This window comes from Stenotrophomonas sp. YJH_SMC_19, assembly GCF_059367915.1.
Window position 1 is genome coordinate 21,923 of sequence record NZ_JCAFRI010000030.1, and the last position, 21,619, is coordinate 43,541.

Consider the following 21,619-nt stretch of genomic DNA (forward strand, 5'->3'; position numbering starts at 1 on the left):
AAGGGCTCTGACCCCTGATGATGCCGGAGCCGAGCATGGGCTCGGCTCTGCACCTTTGTCGGGCTCAGTGGCCGCGTACGCGCTGGATGATCTTGGCGGCGTCTGCGGCGCTGGCGCGCACCTTGTCCCATTCGCCGTTGGCGATCCAGTTGCCCGGCACCATCCACGAACCACCGATGCAGACCACGTTCTTCTGCTCGAGGTATTCGGCGGCGGTGTTCTCGGTGATGCCGCCGGTCGGGCACAGCTTCAGGTCCGCCACCGGGCCGGCCAGTCCCTTGATCATTGCCAGGCCACCCACAGCCGTGGCCGGGAACAGCTTGCACACGCGGAAGCCGCGGGCGTAGAGCGACAGCAGCTCGGTCGGGGTGGCCGCACCCGGCACCACCGGCAGCGGTGCAGCGGCCAGTGCATCAGCCAGTGCCGGCGGCGTACCCGGAGTCACCAGGAAGTCCGCACCCGCATCGATCGACTGCTGCATCTGCTCCACGGTCAGCACCGTACCGGCACCCACCACCACGTCCGGCAGCTCGCGCTTGAGCATCGCCAATGCTTCCATCGCCACTGGCGTACGCAGGGTCAGCTCGATCGCCGGCAAGCCACCTTCCAGCAGCGCCGCACTGACCGCCCGCGCCTGGTCCAGCGTATGAATCGTCACCACCGGCAGGATGCCCGCCGCACGCAACAGCTCCGCCGCCTTCACCTGATGTTGTTCGATACCCATGCTTTTGCCCTTGCCTTTTGCTCTTCTTGATTCAGTGGCCGCAGCGCAAATGACGCGCCGGGAATTGTCCAAGGGCAGTAGAGCGCCCTGGCCGGGACCGTGAGCGGCATGGATGCCGCGACCGAGCCCCCATGGATGGGTTTACGGCGTGTCCCGGCCACGGCGCTCTACTGCCCAGGCCGGGAAGCCTGCCGCGGCTTTTCGCTTCAGGCGTCTTTTGCCTCATGCGGCGCCGCCGCCGCTGCGGCATCGTGCCCCAGCTCATATTCCGCGTCGTACTCCCACGGCCCGCCATCAGCCGCCGCCGGCCCGCACGAAATCGAAATCGCGCCCTGATCAGCCGGACCCACCACGCGACGGTTGATCGCGAACAGGTTGCGGCCCAGGTCATGCGCAGCCGGCGCGGTGTTCGGCGCCAGCGGACGTGCCGCCCATTCGGCCGCGTCCACCAGCACTTCCAGCGTGCCAGCCTCGCCATCCAGGCGGATCATGTCGCCCTCGCGGACCTTGGCCAGCGGACCGCCGCGTGCCGCTTCCGGCGTCACGTGGATCGCCGCCGGAATCTTGCCCGAGGCGCCGGACAGGCGACCGTCGGTGACCAGCGCCACGCGCCGGCCCTGGTTCTGCAGCAGGCCCAGCAGCGGCGCCAGCGAATGCAGTTCCGGCATGCCGTTCGCACGCGGGCCCTGGTAACGCACCACCGCCACGAAGTCCTGCGGCAGCAGGCCACCGGCGTGCAGCTTGTTCAGCACCTGCGGTGCATCGACCACCACGGCCGGCGCTTCGATCGTGCGGTACTGCGGCTTCACCGCCGACAGCTTGATCAGCGACTTGCCGAGGTTGCCGCGCAGCAGGCGCAGGCCACCCTGGTGCTCGAACGGATTGTCGACGCCACGCACCACCTCGTCATCGGCGCTGCGTTCCAGGCCCGGCAGATAGACCAGCTGGCCATCGCGCAGCTGCGGTTCGCGTGCGTAGTCGGCCATGCCGCCGCGCGCCACGCTGACCAGATCGCCGTGCATCAGGCCCGCCTTGATCAGCTCGCCGAACACGAACGCCGGGCCGCCAGCGGCCGCGAAGCGGTTCACGTCGGCCTCGCCGTTCGGATAGACGCGGGCCAGCAGCGGAATCAGCTGCGACAGTTCGTCGAAATCGTCCCAGGTCAGCACGATACCGGCGGCACGCGCCACTGCGATCCAGTGGATGGTGTGGTTGGTCGAACCGCCGGTGGCCATCAGCGCGATGACCGCGTTGATGATCGCGCGCTCGTCGATGATCCGGCCCAGCGGACGGAAGTCGTCGCCCAGTGCGGTGATGTCCAGTGCACGTTCGGTCGCTTCGCGGGTCAGCGCGTCGCGCAGCGGCGTGCCCGGATTGACGAACGACGCGCCCGGCAGCTGCACGCCCATCGCTTCCAGCAGCACCTGGTTGGAATTGGCGGTGCCGTAGAAGGTGCAGGTGCCGGCGCCGTGGTACGAGGCGGACTCGGCTTCCAGCAGCTCTTCGCGGGTGGCTTCGCCGGCGGCATAGCGCTCGCGCACTTCCGCCTTCTGCTTGTTGGGGATGCCCGGGGTCATCGGGCCGGCCGGCACGAACACCGCCGGCAGGTGGCCGAAGGCCAGCGCACCGATCAGCAGGCCGGGCACGATCTTGTCGCACACGCCGAGGTAGACGGTGCTGTCGAACATGTCATGGCTGAGCCCGATCGCGGTCGCCTGCGCGATCACATCGCGCGAGAACAGCGACAGTTCCATGCCGCCGCGGCCCTGGGTGACGCCGTCGCACATCGCCGGCACGCCGCCGGCCACCTGTGCCGTAGCACCGAGCTCGCGGGCGATCTCGCGGATCTGCTCGGGATAGGTCTCGAACGGCTGGTGCGCCGAGAGCATGTCGTTGTAGGCGGTGATGATGCCCAGGTTCGGCGTCACGCCGCCGCGCAGGCGACTCTTGTCGGTGCCGCCACAGGCGGCGAATCCGTGGGCGAGGTTGCCGCAGCTCAGGCGGCTGCGGAACGGGCCTTCGCGCAGGGAGGCGTCGATCGCGGCCAGGTAGGCGGCACGCGAGGCGGCGCTGCGGCGGATGACGCGCTCAGTGATGGCTTGCAGTTGCGGATGGAGGCTCATTGGCTACCGGCGTTCAAGGTGGCGAGAGGCAAGCGGCGGCAGGGCGCCGCCGCCGACATCAATCAGCCCAGTGGACGCGCAGGCGCGCGCCTTCCAGGTTGATCGCGTTGAGGATCGGGTACTGCTGGGCGTCGTTGCTGTCCAACGCCTGGCGCAGCACCTGCAGCTTCTGCTTGCCGCGCAGCAGTAGCAGGCGCTGGCGGCATTGGCGCAGCCCATGCGGGGTCAGCGTGATGCGCAGCGGCCACTGGTTCGCGCCCGGGCAGCCGGTGGCATCCAGCGCGGCATAGGGCAGGGCGCTTTCCAGTGCGCGGGCCAGGTCCTTCGAGCCCGGGAATAGCGAGGCGGTGTGGCCATCGTTGCCCATCCCCAGTGCCACCAGGCTCGGCGGCTGGCTGTGCTGGGCCTGCAGGTTGGCGGTGTAGACGCATTCCTGCAGCGGCTTGCCGATGCGCACCAGCGGATCGAAATGCGCACCTTCGGCACGCTTGAGCAGGTGCTCGCGCACCAGCCATGCGTTGCTGTCGCGATCCTGCGGCGACAGCCAGCGCTCGTCGGCCAGGCTCACTTCAACCCGGTCCCAGTGCACGTCCAGTTCGGCCAGCGCCTGGTAGACCGGTGCCGGCGTGGTGCCGCCGGACAACAGGATGCGGGCGCGGCCCACTTCATTGATGTCGTGGTTGAGGCTCTGCGCCATCTCGGCGGCTACCGCTTCGATCCAGCCGTCGGCATCGCCATGGTGGATGAACTCGACGCGGTCGTCGTGGAAGGTGGGGCTCATGCGGCAACTCCAGGTGCGTCACGTTCGGCATCGGCGGCATAGGCGGCGGCGCCCAGCAGTCCGGCATGGGGATGCATCACGGCCAGCGACGGCACCCGCGCCATGATCGAAGAGAACCGGCCCTTGTGTTCGAAGCGCTGGCGGAACCCGGAGTGCTGCAGCGAATCGAGCATCTTCGGGGTCAGTCCACCGGTGAGGAACACGCCGTCCCAGGCGCCCTGGGTCAGTACCAGGTCGCCGGCAATGGCGCCGAACACGGCGCAGAACACATCGACGGTGCGCATTGCCTGCGGATCGCCATGCAGGGCGCGGGCGGTCACGTCCACCGGCTGCAGCTGGCCCGGGTCGATACCGGCCATCTCGCACACCGCGCGATGGATGTTGACCAGGCCGGGGCCACAGATCAGGCGCTCATTGGAGACGCGGCCGAACTGCTCGGACAGGATCTCCAGGATGCGGATCTCCTCCGGCGTTCCCGGCGGGAAGCTGACATGGCCGCCTTCGGTTTCCAGCGGGTAGCAGCGGCCGTGGCGCAGGATCAGGCCCCCGACGCCGAGCCCGGTGCCGGGCCCGATCACCGCATAGTTGCGTGGCTGGCCCGGCTTGCCCGGCACCCAGGCGGCGCCACCGACCTGGACCACGTCCTCGGGTTGCAGCAGCGAGATCGCCATTGCCTGTGCGGCGAAGTCGTTGATCAGGTGCAGCTCGTCGAAACCGAGCATCGCCGCGGTGCGGCTGCGCGAGATCACCCACGGATGATTGGTGATGCGTGCCTCGTCACCGTCTACGCGACCGGCCACCGCGAACACGCCGCGGCTGGCGGCAGCGCCGATCTGCTCAAGGTGATGGCGGGCGGCATCGCCAAGCGACGGGAACTCCGCCACTGCGTACTCGCGGATGCTCTCCTTCAGCAATGGCGCGTCCAGCGAGGTGTCGGCCAGGGCGAAGCGGGCGTTGGTGCCACCGATGTCGGCGACCAGCACCGGCTGCGAGTTGGCACTCATGCCGACGCCTCGCTGTCCGGTGCGTCCACGCCCTGCGGCAGGAACTCCGTTGCGTTGCTCGGGCCCCATTGGCCGGCGGGATAGGGTTCCAGCGGCAGCTTGGCCTCCTTCCAGGCGTCGGCCACGCTGTCGATCCACGCCCAGGCGGCGCGCACTTCGTCGTCACGCACGAACAAGGTGTGGTTGCCGTTGAACGCATCCAGGAACAGGCGTTCGTACGCGATGCGGCGATGCAGGCCGGTCGGCACCGACAGTTCCAGTTCCAGCGGATGCAGTTCCAGCGCACCCCATTCCGGGCCGGCCAGACTGCTCATCAGGCCCAGTTCGATGTTCTCCTGCGGCTGCAGCTGGAACACCAGGCGGTTCGGTGCGGCCTGGGCGCGCTGCGGGCGCTCGAACAGCCAGTGGGTGACCGGCTTCAGCGTGACCACCACGCGGGTGGTGCGCTCGGGCAGGCGCTTGCCGGTGACCAGGTGGAACGGCACGCCGCTCCAGCGCCAGTTGTCGATGTGCGCGGTGACGCCGGCGAAGGTTTCCACGTCGCTGCCTTCCGGCGGCTGGTAGGCCTGCGCCGGCTGGCCGTTGATGGTGCCGGCGGTATAGCGGCCGCGGATGCTGTCACGCGCGGCGTGCCTGGCATCGAGCGGACGCAGCGCGCGCAGCACCTTGACCTTCTCGTCGCGGATGCGATCGGCTTCCAGCGAGGCCGGCGGCTCCATCGCCACCATGCACAGCAGCTGCAGGATGTGGCTCTGCACCATGTCGCGCAGCGCGCCGGAGCGGGCGTAGTAGGCGTCGCGGCCATCCACGCCTTCGCTCTCGGCCACCAGGATGTGCACCGATTCGATGTAGTTGCGGTTCCATACCGCTTCCAGCAGCGTATTGCCGAAGCGCAGGGCGATCAGGTTCTGCACCGCCGCCTTGCCCAGGTAGTGGTCGAGACGGAACACACGGTCCTCGTCGATCCACTGGCCGATGGTGCTGATGATTTCCTCGGCGCTCTCGCTGTCGCTGCCGATCGGCTTCTCCAGCATCAGGCGTGCCGGCGCGGCGAGGGCGCCACCCTTGGCCAGGCCTTCGCAGGTGGAGATGTACAGGCCCGGCGGAATGGCCAGGTAGCTGACGCACTTGCGATGCACCAGATCGGAGACGGCGGCGGCGACAGAGTCGACGTCGCGCAGGTCGACCGAACGGTAGTCGATGCGGCGCAGCAGGCCGTTGATGTCGTCCTGCGAGGCCATCGGCATGGCCTGCTGCAGGCGCGGGCGCAGGATGTCATGGAAGGCTTCGGTGTCATGCCCGGACAACGCCAGTGCGCGGATGCGGAAGTCCTCCGGCAGCAGGCCGTCGCCAAGCAGGCGAAGCAGCGAAGGGAACAGGTAGCGCTGGGCCAGATCACCTGTGGCACCGAACAGGAAGAGGGTGTCGTGCATCGCTCGAGTTTCAGATCCGGGTGACATCGTTGTCAATCGCTTCATGGCTGGGTTCGGGGGACATCCGCGCAACTGCCTGTCCGAGGTTCGTTGGGGGCGTTCTCCGGGGCACCGGAAGACCGTTCCATTCGAAACCACTACCCCGGCGGAACCTTCGTTCAACCGCCGACGCAGATCGGTGCGCACCGATCATCGGATAGTGCCACGTGAAAACGTTTACATGGCAGAATGGGCAACTGTATTCGATTGCAGTGCTCGCCGTCATGCGGCAAGCGCGCAATCATCACTGCCATCGGGAGGGCCGAGGCAGTCCCAAAAGACAGCCCGGCTTCGGGCGGACCGGATAGGTGATATGGCAAAAGTGCAGTTGCAGGGTGTGCGCAAGGTCTATGACAACGGCCAGGTCGCGGTGAAGGACGCCACCTTCGAGGTCGCCGATGGCGAGCTGATGGTGCTGGTCGGTCCCTCCGGCTGTGGCAAGTCGACCCTGCTGCGGATGGTGGCTGGCCTGGAAGAGATCAGCGGCGGCACGCTGACCATCGGTGATCGCGTGGTCAACGATGTGGCGCCGAAGGATCGCGACATCGCGATGGTGTTCCAGAGCTACGCGCTGTACCCGCACATGACGGTGGCCGAGAACCTGGCCTTCGGCCTGAAGCTGCGCGGCCATGACAAGGCCACCATCGACAAGCGCATCGCCGAGGCGGCGCAGACGCTGGGCCTGACCGAGATGATGGACAAGCTGCCCAAGGCGATGTCCGGCGGCCAGCGCCAGCGTGTTGCGCTGGGCCGGGCGCTGGTGCGCGAGCCGGCGGTGTTCCTGCTTGACGAGCCGCTGTCCAATCTGGATGCCAAGCTGCGCCACAGCGTGCGTACCGAAATCGCGCAGCTGCACCGCAAGCTGGGCACCACCATGATCTACGTGACGCACGATCAGGTCGAGGCGATGACCCTGGGCCAGCGCATCGTGGTGCTGAAGGATGGCATCATCCAGCAGATCGATACGCCGATGGCGCTGTACGACCGTCCGGCCAATCTGTTCGTGGCCGGCTTCCTCGGCAGCCCGGCGATGAACGTGCTGCGCGGCACGCTGCAGGGCGATGCCGGCGGCGTGACCGTGGTCGACGGCGACTGGCGTGCACCGCTGGGCCAGGCCACGATCGATCCGGCGTGGCTGCAGAAGCCGATCGCGGTGGGCGTGCGTCCGGAGCACCTGCAGCCGGCCAGCGCCGATGATGCGCATGCGTTCACCGCGCGCATCGAAGGCATCGAGCCGGTCGGCAACGAGATCTTCGTGAATCTGAGCAGTGGCCAGCACGCGCTGACCATGCGCGTGGCGCCGCAGGCGCTGCCGGCGGTGGGCGAGCAGATCCGCGTGGCGATCCACCCGCAGGGCCTGCATTTCTTCAGCGCGGAAACCGGCGAGCGCCTGTAACGGGTAAGGCCGGCCGCTGGCCGGCTACCTCATTCATGCGTGGTTGCCGGCCAGCGGCCGGCACTACCATTCCTCCGCCGAAGGCGTGGATGAGAGCCCAACAGATTCAGCGTGCCAATCCATCCAGCAACGGCACGCGCTGCGCGATGGCATCACCCACCTGCAGGTCAGCATCACCCGCCTCCAGTGGCAGCACCGCCAGTGCCAGGTCGCCGGCCACGCAGGCGATCGTGCCCAGCGCCGCGCCGTCCTGCTGCACGCCATCGCCGGCCTGCGCCGGTGCCGCGGTATGCATCAGCTGCACCGCGCGCTTGGCCTTGCCGAGGAAGTGGGTGCGGGCGACGATTTCCTGGCCGGGATAGCAGCCCTTCTTCACGCTGTAGCCGTTCAGACGGTCCAGGCCCAGCTGCTGCGGGGTCCACACCTCGCGCTGGCCTTCTTCCAGCCGCGGCAGCCCGTAGCGCAGGTCGGCCTGGCGCCAGGCCAGGGCGAAAGCGGCCTCATCGGTTTCGCTGCCGGCCGCAAAGGCATCGGCGGCGCCGATGCGCAGGGTGCGCGGCAGGGCATCGCTGCCCAGGTCCAGTTCCCAGCCATCACCTGCGGCCTGCGCAATCGCGGCGCCGCTGGCGGCCTCGGGCGCAGTGAATGCCCCGGCCGCCGCCAGATCATCGCGCACCAGCACCTTCACCTTGCGGCGGAACACGAAGCGCTGCAGTTGCGACGCAATCGCATCGGCATCGCCATCCGCCAGCACCAGCATCAGGTGGTCGTCGGCCAACCGCAGCAGCTGGAACACCGCCAGGGTGCGGCCCTTGGCGCTCAACCAGGCACTCCACTGCCAGTGCAGCAGGGGCAGGGCGGTGACATCGCTGCTGAACTGGGCGTGGGCAAAGACAGCCGCATCCGGGCCCTGCAGGCTCAGCAGCTGGTGGCCGGGCAGGCGCGGATATCCGACGAAAGCAGGGGGCAGGTTGTCAGGCACGTGAACGAGGTCTAAAATTTGTGCGTTGCGAGACCGAACATGATAGGCCAAACAACCCCCACTCCCGACGACGAATCTGAAGCCCCGCTGGTCCCCGCGGCACCCGTGCCCGTGGAACAGGAAAAAGCAGAAGAATTCGGCGGCCGCGGCGGACTTGATCCGGTGCGGTATGGCGATTGGGAGAAAAACGGACGCTGCATCGATTTCTGATCAGCATTGAGCCAACGCGGCCGCGTGCCGCCCAGCCGAGACAACGAGCCCAGCGAATGGCGACCAGACAACGCCCACTTTCCCCGCACCTTCAGGTGTATCGCTGGCAGATTCAGATGGCCACCTCGATCCTGCATCGAGCCACTGGCGTCTTTCTGTCTGTTGGTGCCCTCATCATCGCTGCCGGCCTGCTGGCCCTGATGATGGGGCCCGAGTCCTGGAACTGCTTCACCGGCCATGCCGGGGCCTGGTATGGCCGCGTGTTCCTGTTCGCGTGGACATGGTCGTTCGCCTATCACCTGTGCAATGGCATCCGCCATGTGGTGCAGGACTTCGCCATCGGCTTCAGCATCCCCGCCTTCATCCGCAGCAGCTGGCTGTCGGTCACCGGCAGCCTGGTGATCACCCTGCTGGTGTGGGCCTATGTGATGTTCGGAGGTGCCGCGTGAGCAAGTTCCGTACCCCGTTGAAGAACGTGCGTGGCCTTGGCTCGGCCAAGACCGGCACCGAGCACTTCGTGCATCAGCGCCTGACCGCCGCCGCGCTGGTGGTGCTGGGTATCTGGTTCCTGGTCTTCGTGCTGGGCCTGCTGGGCTCGGACTACGCGACCGCCGCCGCCGCCGTGGCCAAGCCGTGGAACGCAGTGCCGCTGATCGGCCTGCTGATCGCCATGTTCTGGCACGCGCAGCTCGGCATGCAGGTCGTGCTGGAAGACTACATCCACGAATCGCTGCTGGCCCTGGTGCTGCAGACCGCGGTGAAGTTCGTCGCCGTGCTCGGCATGATCGTCAGTGTGTTTGCGGTGGGCCGCATCGCCCTCGGCGTTGCCTGAGCCCAGGCACCAACACAGGAATCCAGATTAGATGTCCGCTTACAAGATCACCGAACACAAGTACGACATGGTCGTGGTCGGCGCCGGCGGCGCCGGCCTGCGCGCCACGTTCGGCCTGGCCGCCAAGGGCCTGCAGACCGTGTGCCTGACCAAGGTCTTCCCGACCCGTTCGCACACCGTTGCCGCCCAGGGCGGTATCTCGGCCGCACTCGCCAACATGGGCGAAGACGACTGGCGCTACCACTTCTTCGACACCATCAAGGGGTCGGACTGGCTGGGCGACCAGGACGCCATCGAGTACATGTGCCGTGAGGCCATCCCGGCCATCATCGAGCTCGAACACTACGGCGTGCCGTTCTCGCGCACCGCCGAAGGCAAGATCTACCAGCGTCCGTTCGGTGGCATGACCACCAAGTACGGCGAAGGCCCGGCGGCGCAGCGTACCTGCGCGGCGGCCGACCGTACCGGCCACGCGATGCTGCACACCCTGTACCAGCAGTCGCTGAAGCACGATGCGCGCTTCATGATCGAGTACTTCGCGCTCGACCTGATCTTCGACGACGAAGGCGCCTGCCGCGGCGTGCTGGCCCTGGACATGTCCGACGGCACCCTGCACCTGTTCCGCGCCCAGGGCGTGGTACTGGCCACCGGCGGCTACGGCCGTGCCTACTTCAGCGCCACCTCGGCGCACACCTGCACCGGCGACGGTGGCGGCCTGGCCATGCGTGCCGGCATCGCCATGCAGGACATGGAGTTCGTGCAGTTCCACCCGACCGGCATCTACGGCGCCGGCTGCCTGATCACCGAGGGTGTCCGCGGTGAAGGTGGCATCCTGCGCAACAGCAGCGGCGAGCGCTTCATGGAGCGCTACGCGCCGCACTACAAGGACCTGGCCTCGCGCGACGTGGTCAGCCGTTCGATGACCATCGAGATCCGCGAAGGCCGCGGTGTCGGCGAGCACAAGGACCACATCCTGCTCGACCTGACCCACCTCGGCCCGGGCGTGATCGACGACAAGCTGCCGGGCATCGCCGAAAGCGCCCGCATCTTTGCCGGCGTCGACGTGCACAAGCAGCCGATCCCGGTCATCCCGACCGTGCACTACAACATGGGCGGCATCCCGACCAACTACCACGGCGAAGTGGTGCAGAAGGTCGGCGACAACGACAATGCCGTGGTGCCGGGCCTGTACGCCATCGGTGAAGCGGCCTGCGTGTCCGTGCACGGCGCGAACCGACTGGGCTCGAACTCGCTGCTGGACCTGGTGGTGTTCGGTCGTGCGGTGGCCAACCGCTGCGCCGAGACCATCAAGCCGGGCGCATCGCACAAGCCGCTGCCGGCCGATGCCTGCGACAAGGCGCTGGGCCTGCTGGACAAGCTGCGCCACGCCAACGGCGATACCCCGACCTCGGTCATCCGCGATCGCATGCAGCGCACCATGCAGGCCGACGCGGCCGTCTTCCGCACCAGCCAGACGCTGAAGGAAGGCTGCGAGAAGATGGACAAGATCTTCGACTCGTTCCAGGACGTGAAGGTCTCCGACCGTTCGCTGGTGTGGAACTCGGACCTGATCGAGACCTACGAGCTGAACAACCTGCTGCTCAACGCGGTGGCGACGATCAACTCGGCCGAACAGCGCAAGGAAAGCCGTGGTGCGCATGCGCACGAGGACTATCCGGACCGCGACGACGTCAACTGGCAGAAGCACACCCTGGTCAGCGTCGACGAGAAGGGCAAGTGCAGCTTCGACTACCGTCCGGTGCACATGTACACGTTGACCGACGACGTGTCCGTGGTGCCGCCGAAGCCGCGCGTGTACTGATCCGACCCCGCCTACCATGCAATCCGCGCCCAAGGGCGCGGGCCGCCTGAGCCAACGAGAGCAGCCATGGCCGAGTTTTCACTCCCCAAGAATTCCAAGATCACGAAGGGCAAGCACTTCCCCGTCAAGAACGGCGGCAAGAACGTGCGCACCTTCAAGATCTACCGCTGGAGTCCGGACGACGACAGCAACCCGCGCACCGATACCTATGAAGTCGATCTGGACGCCTGTGGCCCGATGGTCCTGGACGCCCTGATCAAGATCAAGAACGAGATCGACCCGACCCTGACCTTCCGCCGCTCGTGCCGCGAAGGCATCTGTGGTTCGTGCGCGATGAACATCGACGGCACCAACACCCTGGCCTGCACCCGAGCCATCTCGGACTGCGGCAAGAAGGAAGTGCCGATCTACCCGCTGCCGCACATGAACGTGGTGAAGGATCTGGTTCCGGACCTGACCCACTTCTACGCGCAGTACGCCTCGATCAAGCCGTGGATCCGCACCCAGACCCCGGCACCGCCGGACCGTGAGCGCCTGCAGTCGCCGGAAGACCGCAAGAAGCTGGACGGCCTGTACGAGTGCATCCTGTGCGCCTGCTGCTCGACCAGCTGCCCGAGCTACTGGTGGAACGGCGAGCGTTACCTGGGCCCGGCGATCCTGCTGCAGGCCTACCGCTGGATCATCGACTCGCGCGATGAGGACACCGGTGCGCGCCTGGACGATCTGGAAGATCCGTTCAAGCTGTACCGCTGCCACACCATCATGAACTGCGCCCGGACCTGCCCGAAGGGCCTGAACCCGGCGCTGGCGATCGCCGAGATCAAGAAACTGATGATGGAACGCCGCGCCTGATCGGCTCTGGCCGTACCCGGTAGAGCCACGCCATGCGTGGCTGTGCCACCCCAGTAGAGCCACGCCATGCGTGGCTTTGCTGTATCTGGAGAAACACGATGGAAGAAGACGTTCTGCTGAAGAAGCTGCGCTGGCGCTGCCGCCGCGGCATGCGTGAGCTGGACCAGCTGTTCGGCCGTTATCTCGACCACGAATGGAGCACTGCGCCGACCGAGGAGCGCGAGGTTTTCCTGTTCCTGCTCGACTGCGAGGACGATAAGTTGTGGCGCTGGTTCATGGGCTATGAGGCCTGCCCGCATGCGCACGCGATCCCCCTCATGCAGAAGATCCTCGCCCTCAAGCCTTGAGTGGCGCCCCTCGCGGCTGCAGGCCGCCGCCCAGCTGGCGGTGCTGCTGGCCGCACCCTGGCTGCTGCGCGCATCGGATCTGCCGCCCAGGCTGCTGACGCCGGCGGTGTTGCTGGCCTGGGGCATCGGGTTGGCCGAACTGGCCTGGCGCCAGCGCAGGCCGCGCGTGCAGGTGCTTCTGCCGGTACCGCCCGAGCCGCTGCAGGTGGCCGGGCAGGACGTCGATGCACCACAACTGGTCGTGCGTGGGCCATGGCTGCTGTTGCTCTGGCGTGAGGATCGGCCCCGCCGGCGCCTGCTGTTCTGGCCCGATGTGCTCGATTCCAGGCAGCGACGTGAACTGCGACTGGCCGTGGCCGCACGCGGCGTTTCCCGTAGGCCCCGGTCGATGGCACCATAAGCTGAATTGACCGGCTTGCCTGCATGTTCAAACCCATTCCCGTGGCCATTGGCCTGCGCTACCTGCGCGCCAAGCGCCGCAACGGCTTCATCTCCTTCATCTCGATGGCATCGATCCTGGGCATCGCGCTCGGCGTTACGGTGCTGATCACCACCCTGGCGGTGATGAGCGGCTTCCAGAAGGAAATCCGCAGCCGCCTGCTGCAGATGACCGCGCACACCACCATCAGCCGCGACGGCGAGCCGATGCCTGACTGGATGCGCGTGGTGGACGTCGCCCGCAAGGACCCGCGCGTGGCCGGTGCCGCGCCGTACATCGAGATCCAGTCGATGATCAGCGGCCCGCGCGTGCAGGGCGCAATCATCCAGGGCATCGATCCGGCGCTGGAGCCGAAGGTGTCGGTGATCGACAAGAAGGTCACCAAGGGCAGCTATGACAGCCTCAAGCCGGGCAGCTTCAACGTGCTGCTGGGCAAAGAACTGGCGGTCTGGCTGGGCGTGGACGTTGGCGACCAGGTGCTGGTGACCTTTGCAGAAGTGCAGGGCACGCCTGCTGGCGCAGTGCCGCGGATGAAACGCTTCACCGTCAGCGGCATCTTCGAGGCCGGCTACAACGAGGTCGACCGCGGCGTCGGCTTCGCCAACATGCAGGACCTGGAGCGCGTGCTGCGTTCCGATGGCGCTACCGGCGTGCGGCTGAAACTGCACGACATGGACCGCTCGCTGGAAGTGGGCGTGGACCTGGCGCAGAGCCTCGGCGGCGCGTACCGGGTAAGTGACTGGACCCAGCAGAACGCCAACCTCTACCACTCGCTGCGCATGGAGAAGGTAGTGATGGGCATCCTGCTGTCGCTGATCATCGCCATGGGCGCTTTCAACCTGGTGTCGTCGCAGGTGATGCTGGTCACCGACAAGCAGGCCGACATCGCCATCCTGCGCACCCTTGGCCTGACTCCGGGCGGGGTGATGCAGGTGTTCATGGTGCAGGGTTCGCTGATCGGCATCTTCGGCACGCTGGCCGGCCTGATCGGCGGCATCACCCTGACCCTCAACCTGGAACGCATCCTCGGCGCCATCGAGAGCGTGTTCAACGTCAAGCTGCTGCCGGAGGATGTGTACTACATCACCGGCCTGCCGACCGACATGCAGACCGGCGACGTGGTGGCGATCACCGTGGTCGCGCTGCTGATGAGCTTCCTGGCCACCCTGTATCCCGCCTGGCGGGCAGCACGCACCCAGCCGGCGGAGGCCCTGCGTTATGAATAAGGTCTTCAACCGCGGCGATGAAGTGATCCGCGCCGAAGCACTGGGCAAGACCTACGCCGAAGGGCGCATGCAGACCCCGGTGTTCGATGGCCTGGACCTGACCGTGACCGCCGGCGAGACGGTGGCGATCATCGGTGCCTCCGGCGCCGGCAAGAGCACGCTGCTGCACCTGCTGGGTGGCCTGGACATTCCAACCGCCGGCGAGGTCTACGTGACCGGGCAGCGCATGTCGGCGCTGTCGGATACCGCGCGCGGTCTGCTGCGCAACCAGGCGCTGGGCTTCGTCTACCAGTTCCATCACCTGCTGCCGGAGTTCACCGCGCTGGAAAACGTGATGATGCCGGTACTGCTGGCTGGCACTGCGGTAGCAGAAGCGAGCAGCCGGGCCACCACGCTGCTGGAAGCGGTGGGCCTCGGCCACCGCCTGGATCACAAGCCGGGCGAGCTGTCTGGTGGTGAGCGGCAGCGTGCTGCGGTGGCGCGGGCACTGGTCAATCACCCAGCCTGCGTGCTGGGTGACGAGCCGACCGGCAACCTGGATGACCGCACGGCCGCGACGGTGTTCGAGCTGATGCTGGAACTGAATCGTGCGCGTCACACCAGCCTGGTGCTGGTCACCCACGACCGCAGCCTGGCGCGCCGCCTCGACCGGGTGCTGGAGCTGCGCGAAGGGCGCTTGCACGCACTGGCCCACGCCGATGTCTGAGGCGCCGGGGCCGCTTTGGTGGAAGCCGACCCTGATCGGCTGCTCCTGCAGGGCAGGCTCCAACCAAGGTTGGTGACTACCGGAATCCGGGGCCTTGGGTCTGCTTTGGTAGAGGTCGGCCTTGGTCGACCGCCGACCAGCGCCTGAATGGGGCTGTCGGTCATCGCGCCGGCGTTGCCGGCCCGGGCGCATGATGGCTACAGTTCCCCGAGGAGATCGCCATGAAGACCCCGTTCCTGGTGGCCGGACTCTGCCTGGCGCTGGCCGCGTGTGCGACCACTGGCCGGCTCAGCAGCGCCGATAAGCTTGACCTGTACCGTGCCCATGCCGGTGCGCCGCAGAACGACATGCAGTTCTTTGGCACCCTCAATGGCTGGACCGAGCTGGGTGACAGCGCGCTTGCGGTATGGACGCGTCCCAGCGAGGCCTACCTGCTGGAGTTGAGGGGGCCCTGCCAGGACCTGCCATATGCCACCGCCATCGGCCTGACCAGCCAGATGAATCGTGTTTCGGCGCGTTTCGACAAGGTGCTGGTGCGCGACCCTACCGGCGGCCCGCGCCTGCCGTGTTTCATCGACAGCATCCGCAAGCTGGATGTGAAGGCACTACGCGCTTCCGAGCAGGAGCTGCGCCAAGCGCAGGTGCAGGAGCGCGAGGAAAACACGAAATAGCGCGGTCGTGCCGGCCGCTGGCCGGCATCGCGCAGATGCCAGGTTGCCGGCCAGCGCCCGGCACTACCTGTGCGTCAGGCTTCCGGAGTGAAGCCGGCCGGCTTTTGCGCGTCCTTCTCGAACAGGAACTTGACCAGTTCGCCTTCAAGGAACGCGCGATGTTCCGGCGTACGCGGCGACAGGCGGTTCTCGTTGATCAGCATGGTCTGGTGCGCCAGCCACGCAGCCCAGGCCTGCTTGCCGATGTTGTTGAAGATGCGCTGGCCCAGCTCGCCGGGGTAGGGCACGAAGTCCAGACCCTCGGCATCGCGTTGTTCGTACTGGCAGAAGACGGTTCGGGGCATGGCACTCACTCGTGGTTGCGGGGTTTCTTGGAAGTTCGTTTTGGCGTCTTGATCGTCGCGCCGTCGAGCAGTTTGCGGATCGGCGCGGGCAGGCCCAGCGCGCGCAGTTCATCGTAGGCGACCCAGCGCAACGTGGGTTCTTCCACGCGCAGGCCGTTCACCTGGCGCGACAGTACCTGCAGGTGCAGCCTGTAGTGACTGAAGGTGTGCTGCAGCACTGGCAGCTCCTCGGCGTCTTCCAGCGAACCTTCAACATACGCATCGAACCAGTCCTGCAGGTCGCTGCCGGCCTCGGCCTGCGGCAGCGTCCACAGTTGCGCCCAGATGCCGGTGTCCGGCCGCTTCTGCAGCAGCACGCGCTGCTGGGGGTCGCGCAGCAGCAGGGCCACTGCTTCGCGCTCGGGCAGGGTCTTGCTGGGCTTGGGCGTCGGCAGTTCAGCGGTGCGGCCCTCGCGGCGCGCCACGCACGCGTCCTGCAGCGGGCAGATCACGCAGGCGGGTCTGGCGCGGCTGCACACGGTCGCGCCCAGGTCCATCTGCGCCTGGGTGTAATCGGCCATGCGCCCGGTCGGCACCTGCGCCACGTGCGCCTCGGCGATCGCCCACAACTGCTTCTCGATGGCCGGAAGGCCCGGGAAGCCGTCGATGCCGTGGTAGCGGCTGAGCACCCGCTTGACGTTGCCATCGAGGATCGCGGACGGGTCGTTCCAGGCCTGGCTGAGGATCGCACCGGCGGTGCTGCGCCCGATGCCGGGCAGGGCATGCAGCGCGTCGAAGTCACGTGGCAGGTCGCCGTCGTGCAGTTCCACGCAGCGCTTGGCTGCCGCGTGCAGGTTGCGTGCGCGGGCGTAGTAGCCGAGCCCGGCCCACTGCGCCATCACCGCGTCATTGCTGGCGGCGGCGAGGTCGGGCAGGGTCGGGAAGTGCTGCAGGAACCGCTGGAAGTACGGGATGACCGTACTCACCTGGGTCTGCTGCAGCATGATTTCCGACAACCAGACCCGATAGGGGCTGCGCGGATGCTGCCAGGGCAGGTCGTGGCGACCGTGGTCGTCGAACCAATGCAGCAGGTGGGTGACGAAGTCGTCGGTCTGCGTGGTTCCGGCGCTGGCGTGCGGCTGGCGGGGCATCGGTATTCCGGAGGTGGGCAGCCACCCATGGGGTGGCTCTACCGGGCTGCAGTAGAGCCACGCCATGCGTGGCTGCACGGTCTATCAGGCACCCAGCGCTTCGGGCAGCAGGGCGTCAACGAAGGCTTCCGGATCGAATACGCGCAGGTCTTCCGGGCGCTCGCCGATGCCGGCGAAACGGATCGGAATGCCGAACTCGCGGGCCAGCGCGAACACCACGCCGCCCTTGGCAGTGCCGTCCAGCTTGGTCACCACCAGGCCGGTCACGTTCACCGCAGCGTTGAACTGGCGCAGCTGCGACAGCGCGTTCTGACCGGTGGTGCCGTCGATCACCATCAGTACTTCGTGCGGTGCAGTGGCGTCGATCTTGCCGAGCACGCGGCGGATCTTGCCCAGCTCGTTCATCAGGCCGGACTGGGTGTGCAGGCGGCCGGCGGTATCGGCGATCAGCACCGAGGTGCCACGGGCCTTGCCGGCCTGCAGCGCATCGAACGCCACCGAAGCGGCATCGGCGTTCTGCCCTTGGGCGACCACGGCCACGCCGTTGCGCTCGCCCCAGGCCTGCAGCTGTGCGACGGCGGCGGCGCGGAAGGTGTCGCCGGCAGCCAGCATCAGGCTGTGGCCTTCATCCTTGAAACGCTTGGCCAGCTTGCCGATGGTGGTGGTCTTGCCAACGCCGTTGACGCCGACGGTCAGCACCACGAAGGGCTTGGCATTGCGGTCGATCACCAGCGGCTTGGCCACCGGCTGCAGGATCGCGATCAGCTCGGCGCGCAGCGCGGCCAGCAGCGCATTTGCATCTGCGAACTCGCGCGACTTCATGCGCTTGCGCAGCCCCTCGACCAGATCGGTGGTGGCACCCACGCCGACGTCGGCGGTGATCAGGGCGGTTTCCAGCTCGTCCAGCAGGTCGTCGTCGAGTTTTGGGTTGCGCGAGAACAGGCCACCGAAGCTGCGCGCGATGACGCTGTTGCGCAGGCGTTCGCGCCAGCCGGGCTTGCCGGCAGGTGCCGGAGCAGCGTCGACCGAGGCGGCAGCAGGCAGGTCGTCGGTGACCGGTGCCGGGGTGGGCTCGGGCAGCGGTGCGGGTGCCGGTTCGATGGCCGGGGTCGCGATGGGGGCGACGTCAATCTGCGCCGTCGGCGCAGGAGCTGCCGGAACCGGTGCGGCTGGGGCCGGAATCACCGGGGTGGGCTCGACAGCGACCGGAACGGCGGTTGCCGGGGGCGGCTCGACCGGTGCAGGCTCGGCCGGTACGGCTACCGGTGCCGGCTCCTTGTCCTCGACCGGCGCGGCCGACGGAAACGCCGCCGCCAGCTCTTCAGCCGAGTAGTGCTGGGTCTTGGGTGCCTCCGTTGCGGGGGCATCCTGGGGCTTCTTGCGGCGGAAAAAACTGAGCATTGGCAAAAGGCGCTGAAATCAGAGGGATATGCTACCACTCGGGCCTGTCGGGCCGATGTGGACTCAAGGTCGCGGCCGGCCGGCCGTTAACCGGTCCGGAGGGCTGCGCAGGGCGGTCCGGAGACCGCCATGAACAACGTGATGGGAATCGCCCTCGGCGGGATGCGTGCGGCCCAGCAGGGCGTGCTGGTGGCCGCGCACAACGTGGCGAACCTGGCGACTCCCGATGCCCAGCGCCTGCAGCTGCAACGCAGTACGGTGGAGCAGGGCGGGGTGCAGGCCGCGGTGACTCCTACCGGCACCGATGTCAGTGCACCACTGGGTGATCTGCTGGCAGCGAAAGCCGAGGTGGTGGCTTTCGCTTCCAACGCCGCGGTGATCCGACGCCAGGACCAGATGCTGGGCTCGCTGCTGGATCGCGAGGCCTGAGCCGCCCGGCCTTGGTGGGTGTCAACCTTGGTTGACACGCTCGACCCGCCTGGTAGATGCCAATCCTGGTTGGCACTCACCACCCGCCCCGGTAGGTGCCAACCTTGGTTGGCACGCTTTTTGGGCGCCAACCGAGGTTGGCCTCTACCAGAGCATCGCCGGGTAAGCCGGGCCATGCCCGGCGACCACCTTGTCGATCAGGCCGACAGCTCCAGCAGCAGCTTGTTCAGGCGCGCCACATAGGCGCCCGGATCCTTCAGGCTGTCGCCGGCGGCCAATGCAGCCTGGTCGAACAGCACCCGGCCCAGATCGTCGAAACGCACGCCATCGGCTTCAGCATCCAGCTTGGCGATCAGCGGATGGCCCGGGTTGATCTCCAGCACCGGCTTGCTGTCCGGCACCTTCTGCCCGCTGGCCTCCAGGATCTGGCGCATCTGCAGGCCCAGGTCCTGTTCGCCGATGGCCAGCACCGCCGGCGAATCGGTCAGGCGGTGCGAGACGCGCACTTCGGCCACGTCATCGCCCAGCACCGTCTTCAGGCGCTCGACCAGGCCCTGCTTGTCCTTGGCCGCTGCTTCCTGTTCCTGCTTGTCCGCTTCGGTTTCCAGCGCGCCCAGGTCGAGGTCGCCGCGGGCGATGTCGACGAAGCCCTTGCCGTCGAAATCGGTCAGGTAGCCCATCAGCCACTCGTCGATGCGGTCGGTCAGCAGCAGCACTTCCACGCCCTTCTTGCGGAACACTTCCAGGTGCGGGCTGTTGCGCACCTGGCTGTAGCTCTCGCCGGTCAGGTAGTAGATCTTGTCCTGGCCTTCGGCCATGCGGCCGAGGTAGTCAGCCAGCGACACGTTCTGCGCATCGCCGTCGCCACGTGTGGAGGCGAAGCGCAGCAGGCCGGCCACCTTCTCGCGGTTGTTGTAGTCCTCGGCCGGGCCTTCCTTCAGCACCTGGCCGAATTCCTTCCAGAACGTGGCGTACTGCTCCGGCTTGTCTGTGGCCAGCTTTTCCAGCATGTCCAGCGAGCGCTTGGTCAGCGCGGCCTTCATCGAATCGATGACCGGGCCGGACTGCAGGATCTCGCGCGAGACGTTCAGCGACAGGTCGTTGGAATCGACCACGCCCTTGATGAAGCGCAGGTACAGCGGCAGGAACTGCTCGGCCTGGTCCATCACGAACACGCGCTGCACGTACAGCTTCAGGCCCTTGGGGGCATCGCGGTGATACAGGTCGAACGGCGCGCGGCCGGGCACGTACAGCAGCGAGGTGTATTCCAGCTTGCCTTCGACCTTGTTGTGGCTCCATGCCAGCGGATCGCTGTGGTCGTGTGCCACGTGCTTGTAGAACTCGGTGTACTCGGCGTCGCTGATCTCGGTGCGCGGGCGGGTCCACAGCGCGCTGGCGCGATTGACGGTTTCCCATTCGACCGCGGCGCCTTCTTCGCCACCTTCCTTCGGCATCTGGATCGGCAGGCCGATATGGTCCGAATACTTCTTGAGGATGCCGCGCAGGCGCCAGCCATCGGCGAAGTCGTGCTCGCCGTCCTTCAGGTGCAGCACGATGCGGGTGCCGCGCTCGGCCTTGTCGATGGTGGCCACTTCGAAATCGCCTTCGCCGCGCGAGGTCCAGCGCACGCCTTCGCCTGCAGCCAGGCCGGCGCGGCGCGAGGTCACTTCCACTTGGTCTGCAACGATGAAGGCACTGTAGAAGCCGACGCCGAACTGGCCGATAAGCTGCGAATCCTTTTTCTGGTCGCCGGACAGCTGGCGCAGGAAATCGCCGGTGCCGGACTTGGCGATCGTGCCGAGGTGGGCAATGGCCTCGGCGCGGCTCATGCCGATGCCGTTGTCTTCGATGGTGATGGTGTGGGCGGCGGAGTCGAAGCTGACGCGCACGCGCAGCTCGCTGTCACCTTCAAGCAGGGCCGGCTGGGTCAGGGCTTCGAAGCGCAGCTTGTCGGCAGCGTCAGCGGCGTTGGAGACCAGCTCGCGCAGGAAGATCTCCTTGTTGGAGTACAGCGAGTGGATCATCAGCTGCAGCAGCTGCTTGACTTCGGTCTGGAAGCCAAGGGTTTCGGTCTGGGTGGTCTCGGTCATCGATAGGGCTCCATGTGCAATGCCGCGCCAGCGCGTGCGGCCTCGCCAAGGGGTAGGGGTGATTGTCCCGAAATCAAGGGGTTGTTCGGCAGGGCTTGCAGCCCTGCACCTGCAGAGGCCGATGCAACAGCAACAGCAACATCAACAGCAGCAGCAGCAGCAGCGGGCTATCCGTGGGATGGCGGGGCGGTGTGGGTTGGCAGGACACGCCGTGAACCCATCCATGGGGGCTCGATGGCGCCATCCATGGCGCCAACGGTCCTGCCAACCCACACCGCCCCGCCTCTGACAGGTTCACGCGGCTGTTGGCAGGTGTCGACCTTGGTCGACACATCTGTCAGATATCGATACATCAAATGGGGTCAGATCCGTTTTCCGCAGGAAAACGGATCTGACCCCAAGAGACGTTCCGGCAGATCGCAGGAAACTGTCGAAGGCGGGGTGGGGCAGGTTGTGGGGGTGTCCGCGGCATGGATGCCGCGGCCAAGCCCCCATGGTGAAGTGACCCCCGGGAGTTGGACGTCAGATCCAACCCCGAGGGATACATGAACAGATATGACGCACGTTTCAAACTGCAGGTCGCCAAAGAGGCCTGCAAGACCTCCACATCGGTCAAAGCCATTGCCCGTCGCCACGGC

23 protein-coding genes are annotated in these 21,619 nt (G+C 66.9%); 13 read left to right on the top strand and 10 right to left on the bottom strand.

Annotated elements, in window-relative coordinates; all coding sequences use genetic code 11:
* Nucleotides 1-64: 64 nt before the first annotated feature.
* The 5 genes from eda to zwf form a co-directional block, all read right to left on the bottom strand.
* Nucleotides 65-724 carry a bifunctional 4-hydroxy-2-oxoglutarate aldolase/2-dehydro-3-deoxy-phosphogluconate aldolase gene (gene eda / locus AC5P5R_RS20605; protein WP_005409068.1) on the bottom strand — a complete coding sequence of 220 codons (660 nt, stop codon included), beginning with the start codon at nucleotides 722-724 and terminating at the stop codon, nucleotides 65-67.
* 206 nt (nucleotides 725-930) lie between these two features.
* Nucleotides 931-2,847, bottom strand: a complete 1,917-nt coding sequence (gene edd, locus AC5P5R_RS20610) for a phosphogluconate dehydratase (RefSeq protein ID WP_005409069.1) — start codon at nucleotides 2,845-2,847, stop codon at nucleotides 931-933.
* 58 nt (nucleotides 2,848-2,905) lie between these two features.
* Nucleotides 2,906-3,628, bottom strand: coding sequence for a 6-phosphogluconolactonase (gene pgl, locus AC5P5R_RS20615; RefSeq protein WP_100438395.1), 723 nt, complete (start codon nucleotides 3,626-3,628; stop codon nucleotides 2,906-2,908).
* Nucleotides 3,625-4,632: a glucokinase gene (glk, locus tag AC5P5R_RS20620; RefSeq protein ID WP_005412971.1), complete on the bottom strand. Its 1,008-nt coding sequence runs from the start codon at nucleotides 4,630-4,632 to the stop codon at nucleotides 3,625-3,627. The genes pgl and glk overlap by 4 nt, the downstream gene beginning before the upstream one ends.
* On the bottom strand, nucleotides 4,629-6,065 hold the full coding sequence (gene zwf, locus AC5P5R_RS20625) for a glucose-6-phosphate dehydrogenase (protein ID WP_005409072.1): 1,437 nt from the start codon (nucleotides 6,063-6,065) through the stop codon (nucleotides 4,629-4,631). Before zwf ends, glk begins: the two co-directional genes overlap by 4 nt.
* Before the next feature lie 352 nt (nucleotides 6,066-6,417).
* Between zwf and AC5P5R_RS20630 the strand changes: the two genes are divergently transcribed.
* On the top strand, nucleotides 6,418-7,500 hold the full coding sequence (locus AC5P5R_RS20630; protein ID WP_005409073.1) for an ABC transporter ATP-binding protein: 1,083 nt from the start codon (nucleotides 6,418-6,420) through the stop codon (nucleotides 7,498-7,500).
* 106 nt (nucleotides 7,501-7,606) lie between these two features.
* Here AC5P5R_RS20630 and ygfZ read toward each other — a convergent pair whose 3' ends face one another.
* On the bottom strand, nucleotides 7,607-8,482 hold the full coding sequence (ygfZ, locus tag AC5P5R_RS20635) for a CAF17-like 4Fe-4S cluster assembly/insertion protein YgfZ (protein WP_099484521.1): 876 nt from the start codon (nucleotides 8,480-8,482) through the stop codon (nucleotides 7,607-7,609).
* Nucleotides 8,483-8,521: 39 nt separating this feature from the next.
* Here ygfZ and AC5P5R_RS20640 point away from each other — a divergent pair, with 39 nt between their 5' ends.
* The 10 genes from AC5P5R_RS20640 to AC5P5R_RS20685 all read left to right on the top strand — a co-directional run bounded on the left by AC5P5R_RS20640 (nucleotide 8,522) and on the right by AC5P5R_RS20685 (nucleotide 15,587).
* Nucleotides 8,522-8,692 carry a DUF1674 domain-containing protein gene (locus tag AC5P5R_RS20640; RefSeq protein ID WP_005409075.1) on the top strand — a complete coding sequence of 57 codons (171 nt, stop codon included), beginning with the start codon at nucleotides 8,522-8,524 and terminating at the stop codon, nucleotides 8,690-8,692.
* A gap of 56 nt (nucleotides 8,693-8,748) precedes the next feature.
* The gene (gene sdhC / locus AC5P5R_RS20645) at nucleotides 8,749-9,141 is read left to right on the top strand and encodes a succinate dehydrogenase, cytochrome b556 subunit (protein WP_005409076.1); all 393 of its coding nucleotides are present in this window, start codon (nucleotides 8,749-8,751) and stop codon (nucleotides 9,139-9,141) included.
* The gene (gene sdhD / locus AC5P5R_RS20650; protein WP_005409077.1) at nucleotides 9,138-9,524 is read left to right on the top strand and encodes a succinate dehydrogenase, hydrophobic membrane anchor protein; all 387 of its coding nucleotides are present in this window, start codon (nucleotides 9,138-9,140) and stop codon (nucleotides 9,522-9,524) included. Before sdhC ends, sdhD begins: the two co-directional genes overlap by 4 nt.
* Nucleotides 9,525-9,555: 31 nt before the next feature.
* Entirely contained in the window at nucleotides 9,556-11,346 is a 1,791-nt protein-coding gene (gene sdhA / locus AC5P5R_RS20655; RefSeq protein ID WP_005409078.1) for a succinate dehydrogenase flavoprotein subunit, read from the top strand.
* Nucleotides 11,347-11,412: 66 nt separating this feature from the next.
* Complete coding sequence (locus AC5P5R_RS20660) at nucleotides 11,413-12,198, top strand: succinate dehydrogenase iron-sulfur subunit (protein ID WP_005409079.1); 786 nt, start codon at nucleotides 11,413-11,415, stop codon at nucleotides 12,196-12,198.
* A 98-nt stretch (nucleotides 12,199-12,296) separates the two neighbouring features.
* The gene (locus AC5P5R_RS20665) at nucleotides 12,297-12,545 is read left to right on the top strand and encodes an FAD assembly factor SdhE (RefSeq protein WP_005409080.1); all 249 of its coding nucleotides are present in this window, start codon (nucleotides 12,297-12,299) and stop codon (nucleotides 12,543-12,545) included.
* Nucleotides 12,496-12,945 carry a hypothetical protein gene (locus tag AC5P5R_RS20670; protein ID WP_100438397.1) on the top strand — a complete coding sequence of 150 codons (450 nt, stop codon included), beginning with the start codon at nucleotides 12,496-12,498 and terminating at the stop codon, nucleotides 12,943-12,945. Before AC5P5R_RS20665 ends, AC5P5R_RS20670 begins: the two co-directional genes overlap by 50 nt.
* 23 nt (nucleotides 12,946-12,968) lie before the next feature.
* Complete coding sequence (locus AC5P5R_RS20675; RefSeq protein WP_005409082.1) at nucleotides 12,969-14,210, top strand: lipoprotein-releasing ABC transporter permease subunit; 1,242 nt, start codon at nucleotides 12,969-12,971, stop codon at nucleotides 14,208-14,210.
* The gene (gene lolD, locus AC5P5R_RS20680) at nucleotides 14,203-14,916 is read left to right on the top strand and encodes a lipoprotein-releasing ABC transporter ATP-binding protein LolD (protein WP_005409083.1); all 714 of its coding nucleotides are present in this window, start codon (nucleotides 14,203-14,205) and stop codon (nucleotides 14,914-14,916) included. The genes AC5P5R_RS20675 and lolD overlap by 8 nt, the downstream gene beginning before the upstream one ends.
* A gap of 221 nt (nucleotides 14,917-15,137) precedes the next feature.
* Nucleotides 15,138-15,587 carry a DUF6491 family protein gene (locus tag AC5P5R_RS20685; RefSeq protein WP_049460200.1) on the top strand — a complete coding sequence of 150 codons (450 nt, stop codon included), beginning with the start codon at nucleotides 15,138-15,140 and terminating at the stop codon, nucleotides 15,585-15,587.
* A gap of 74 nt (nucleotides 15,588-15,661) precedes the next feature.
* On the opposite strand, the gene AC5P5R_RS20690 is transcribed toward AC5P5R_RS20685, so the two are convergent.
* From AC5P5R_RS20690 to ftsY, 3 genes are all read right to left on the bottom strand, one after another.
* Entirely contained in the window at nucleotides 15,662-15,931 is a 270-nt protein-coding gene (locus AC5P5R_RS20690; protein WP_005409085.1) for an oxidative damage protection protein, read from the bottom strand.
* Between the two features lie 5 nt (nucleotides 15,932-15,936).
* On the bottom strand, nucleotides 15,937-17,061 hold the full coding sequence (gene mutY / locus AC5P5R_RS20695) for an A/G-specific adenine glycosylase (protein WP_100438398.1): 1,125 nt from the start codon (nucleotides 17,059-17,061) through the stop codon (nucleotides 15,937-15,939).
* A gap of 84 nt (nucleotides 17,062-17,145) precedes the next feature.
* The gene (ftsY, locus tag AC5P5R_RS20700) at nucleotides 17,146-18,462 is read right to left on the bottom strand and encodes a signal recognition particle-docking protein FtsY (protein WP_049402618.1); all 1,317 of its coding nucleotides are present in this window, start codon (nucleotides 18,460-18,462) and stop codon (nucleotides 17,146-17,148) included.
* A gap of 129 nt (nucleotides 18,463-18,591) precedes the next feature.
* Here ftsY and AC5P5R_RS20705 point away from each other — a divergent pair, with 129 nt between their 5' ends.
* Nucleotides 18,592-18,891 (top strand): hypothetical protein, encoded by a 300-nt coding sequence (locus tag AC5P5R_RS20705; RefSeq protein WP_005409088.1) that lies wholly within the window; start codon nucleotides 18,592-18,594, stop codon nucleotides 18,889-18,891.
* Between the two features lie 197 nt (nucleotides 18,892-19,088).
* On the opposite strand, the gene htpG is transcribed toward AC5P5R_RS20705, so the two are convergent.
* On the bottom strand, nucleotides 19,089-20,981 hold the full coding sequence (gene htpG, locus AC5P5R_RS20710; protein WP_100438399.1) for a molecular chaperone HtpG: 1,893 nt from the start codon (nucleotides 20,979-20,981) through the stop codon (nucleotides 19,089-19,091).
* A gap of 545 nt (nucleotides 20,982-21,526) precedes the next feature.
* Between htpG and AC5P5R_RS20715 the strand changes: the two genes are divergently transcribed.
* On the top strand, nucleotides 21,527-21,619 hold a 93-nt coding region (locus AC5P5R_RS20715; protein ID WP_305099592.1), incomplete at its 3' end, for a transposase.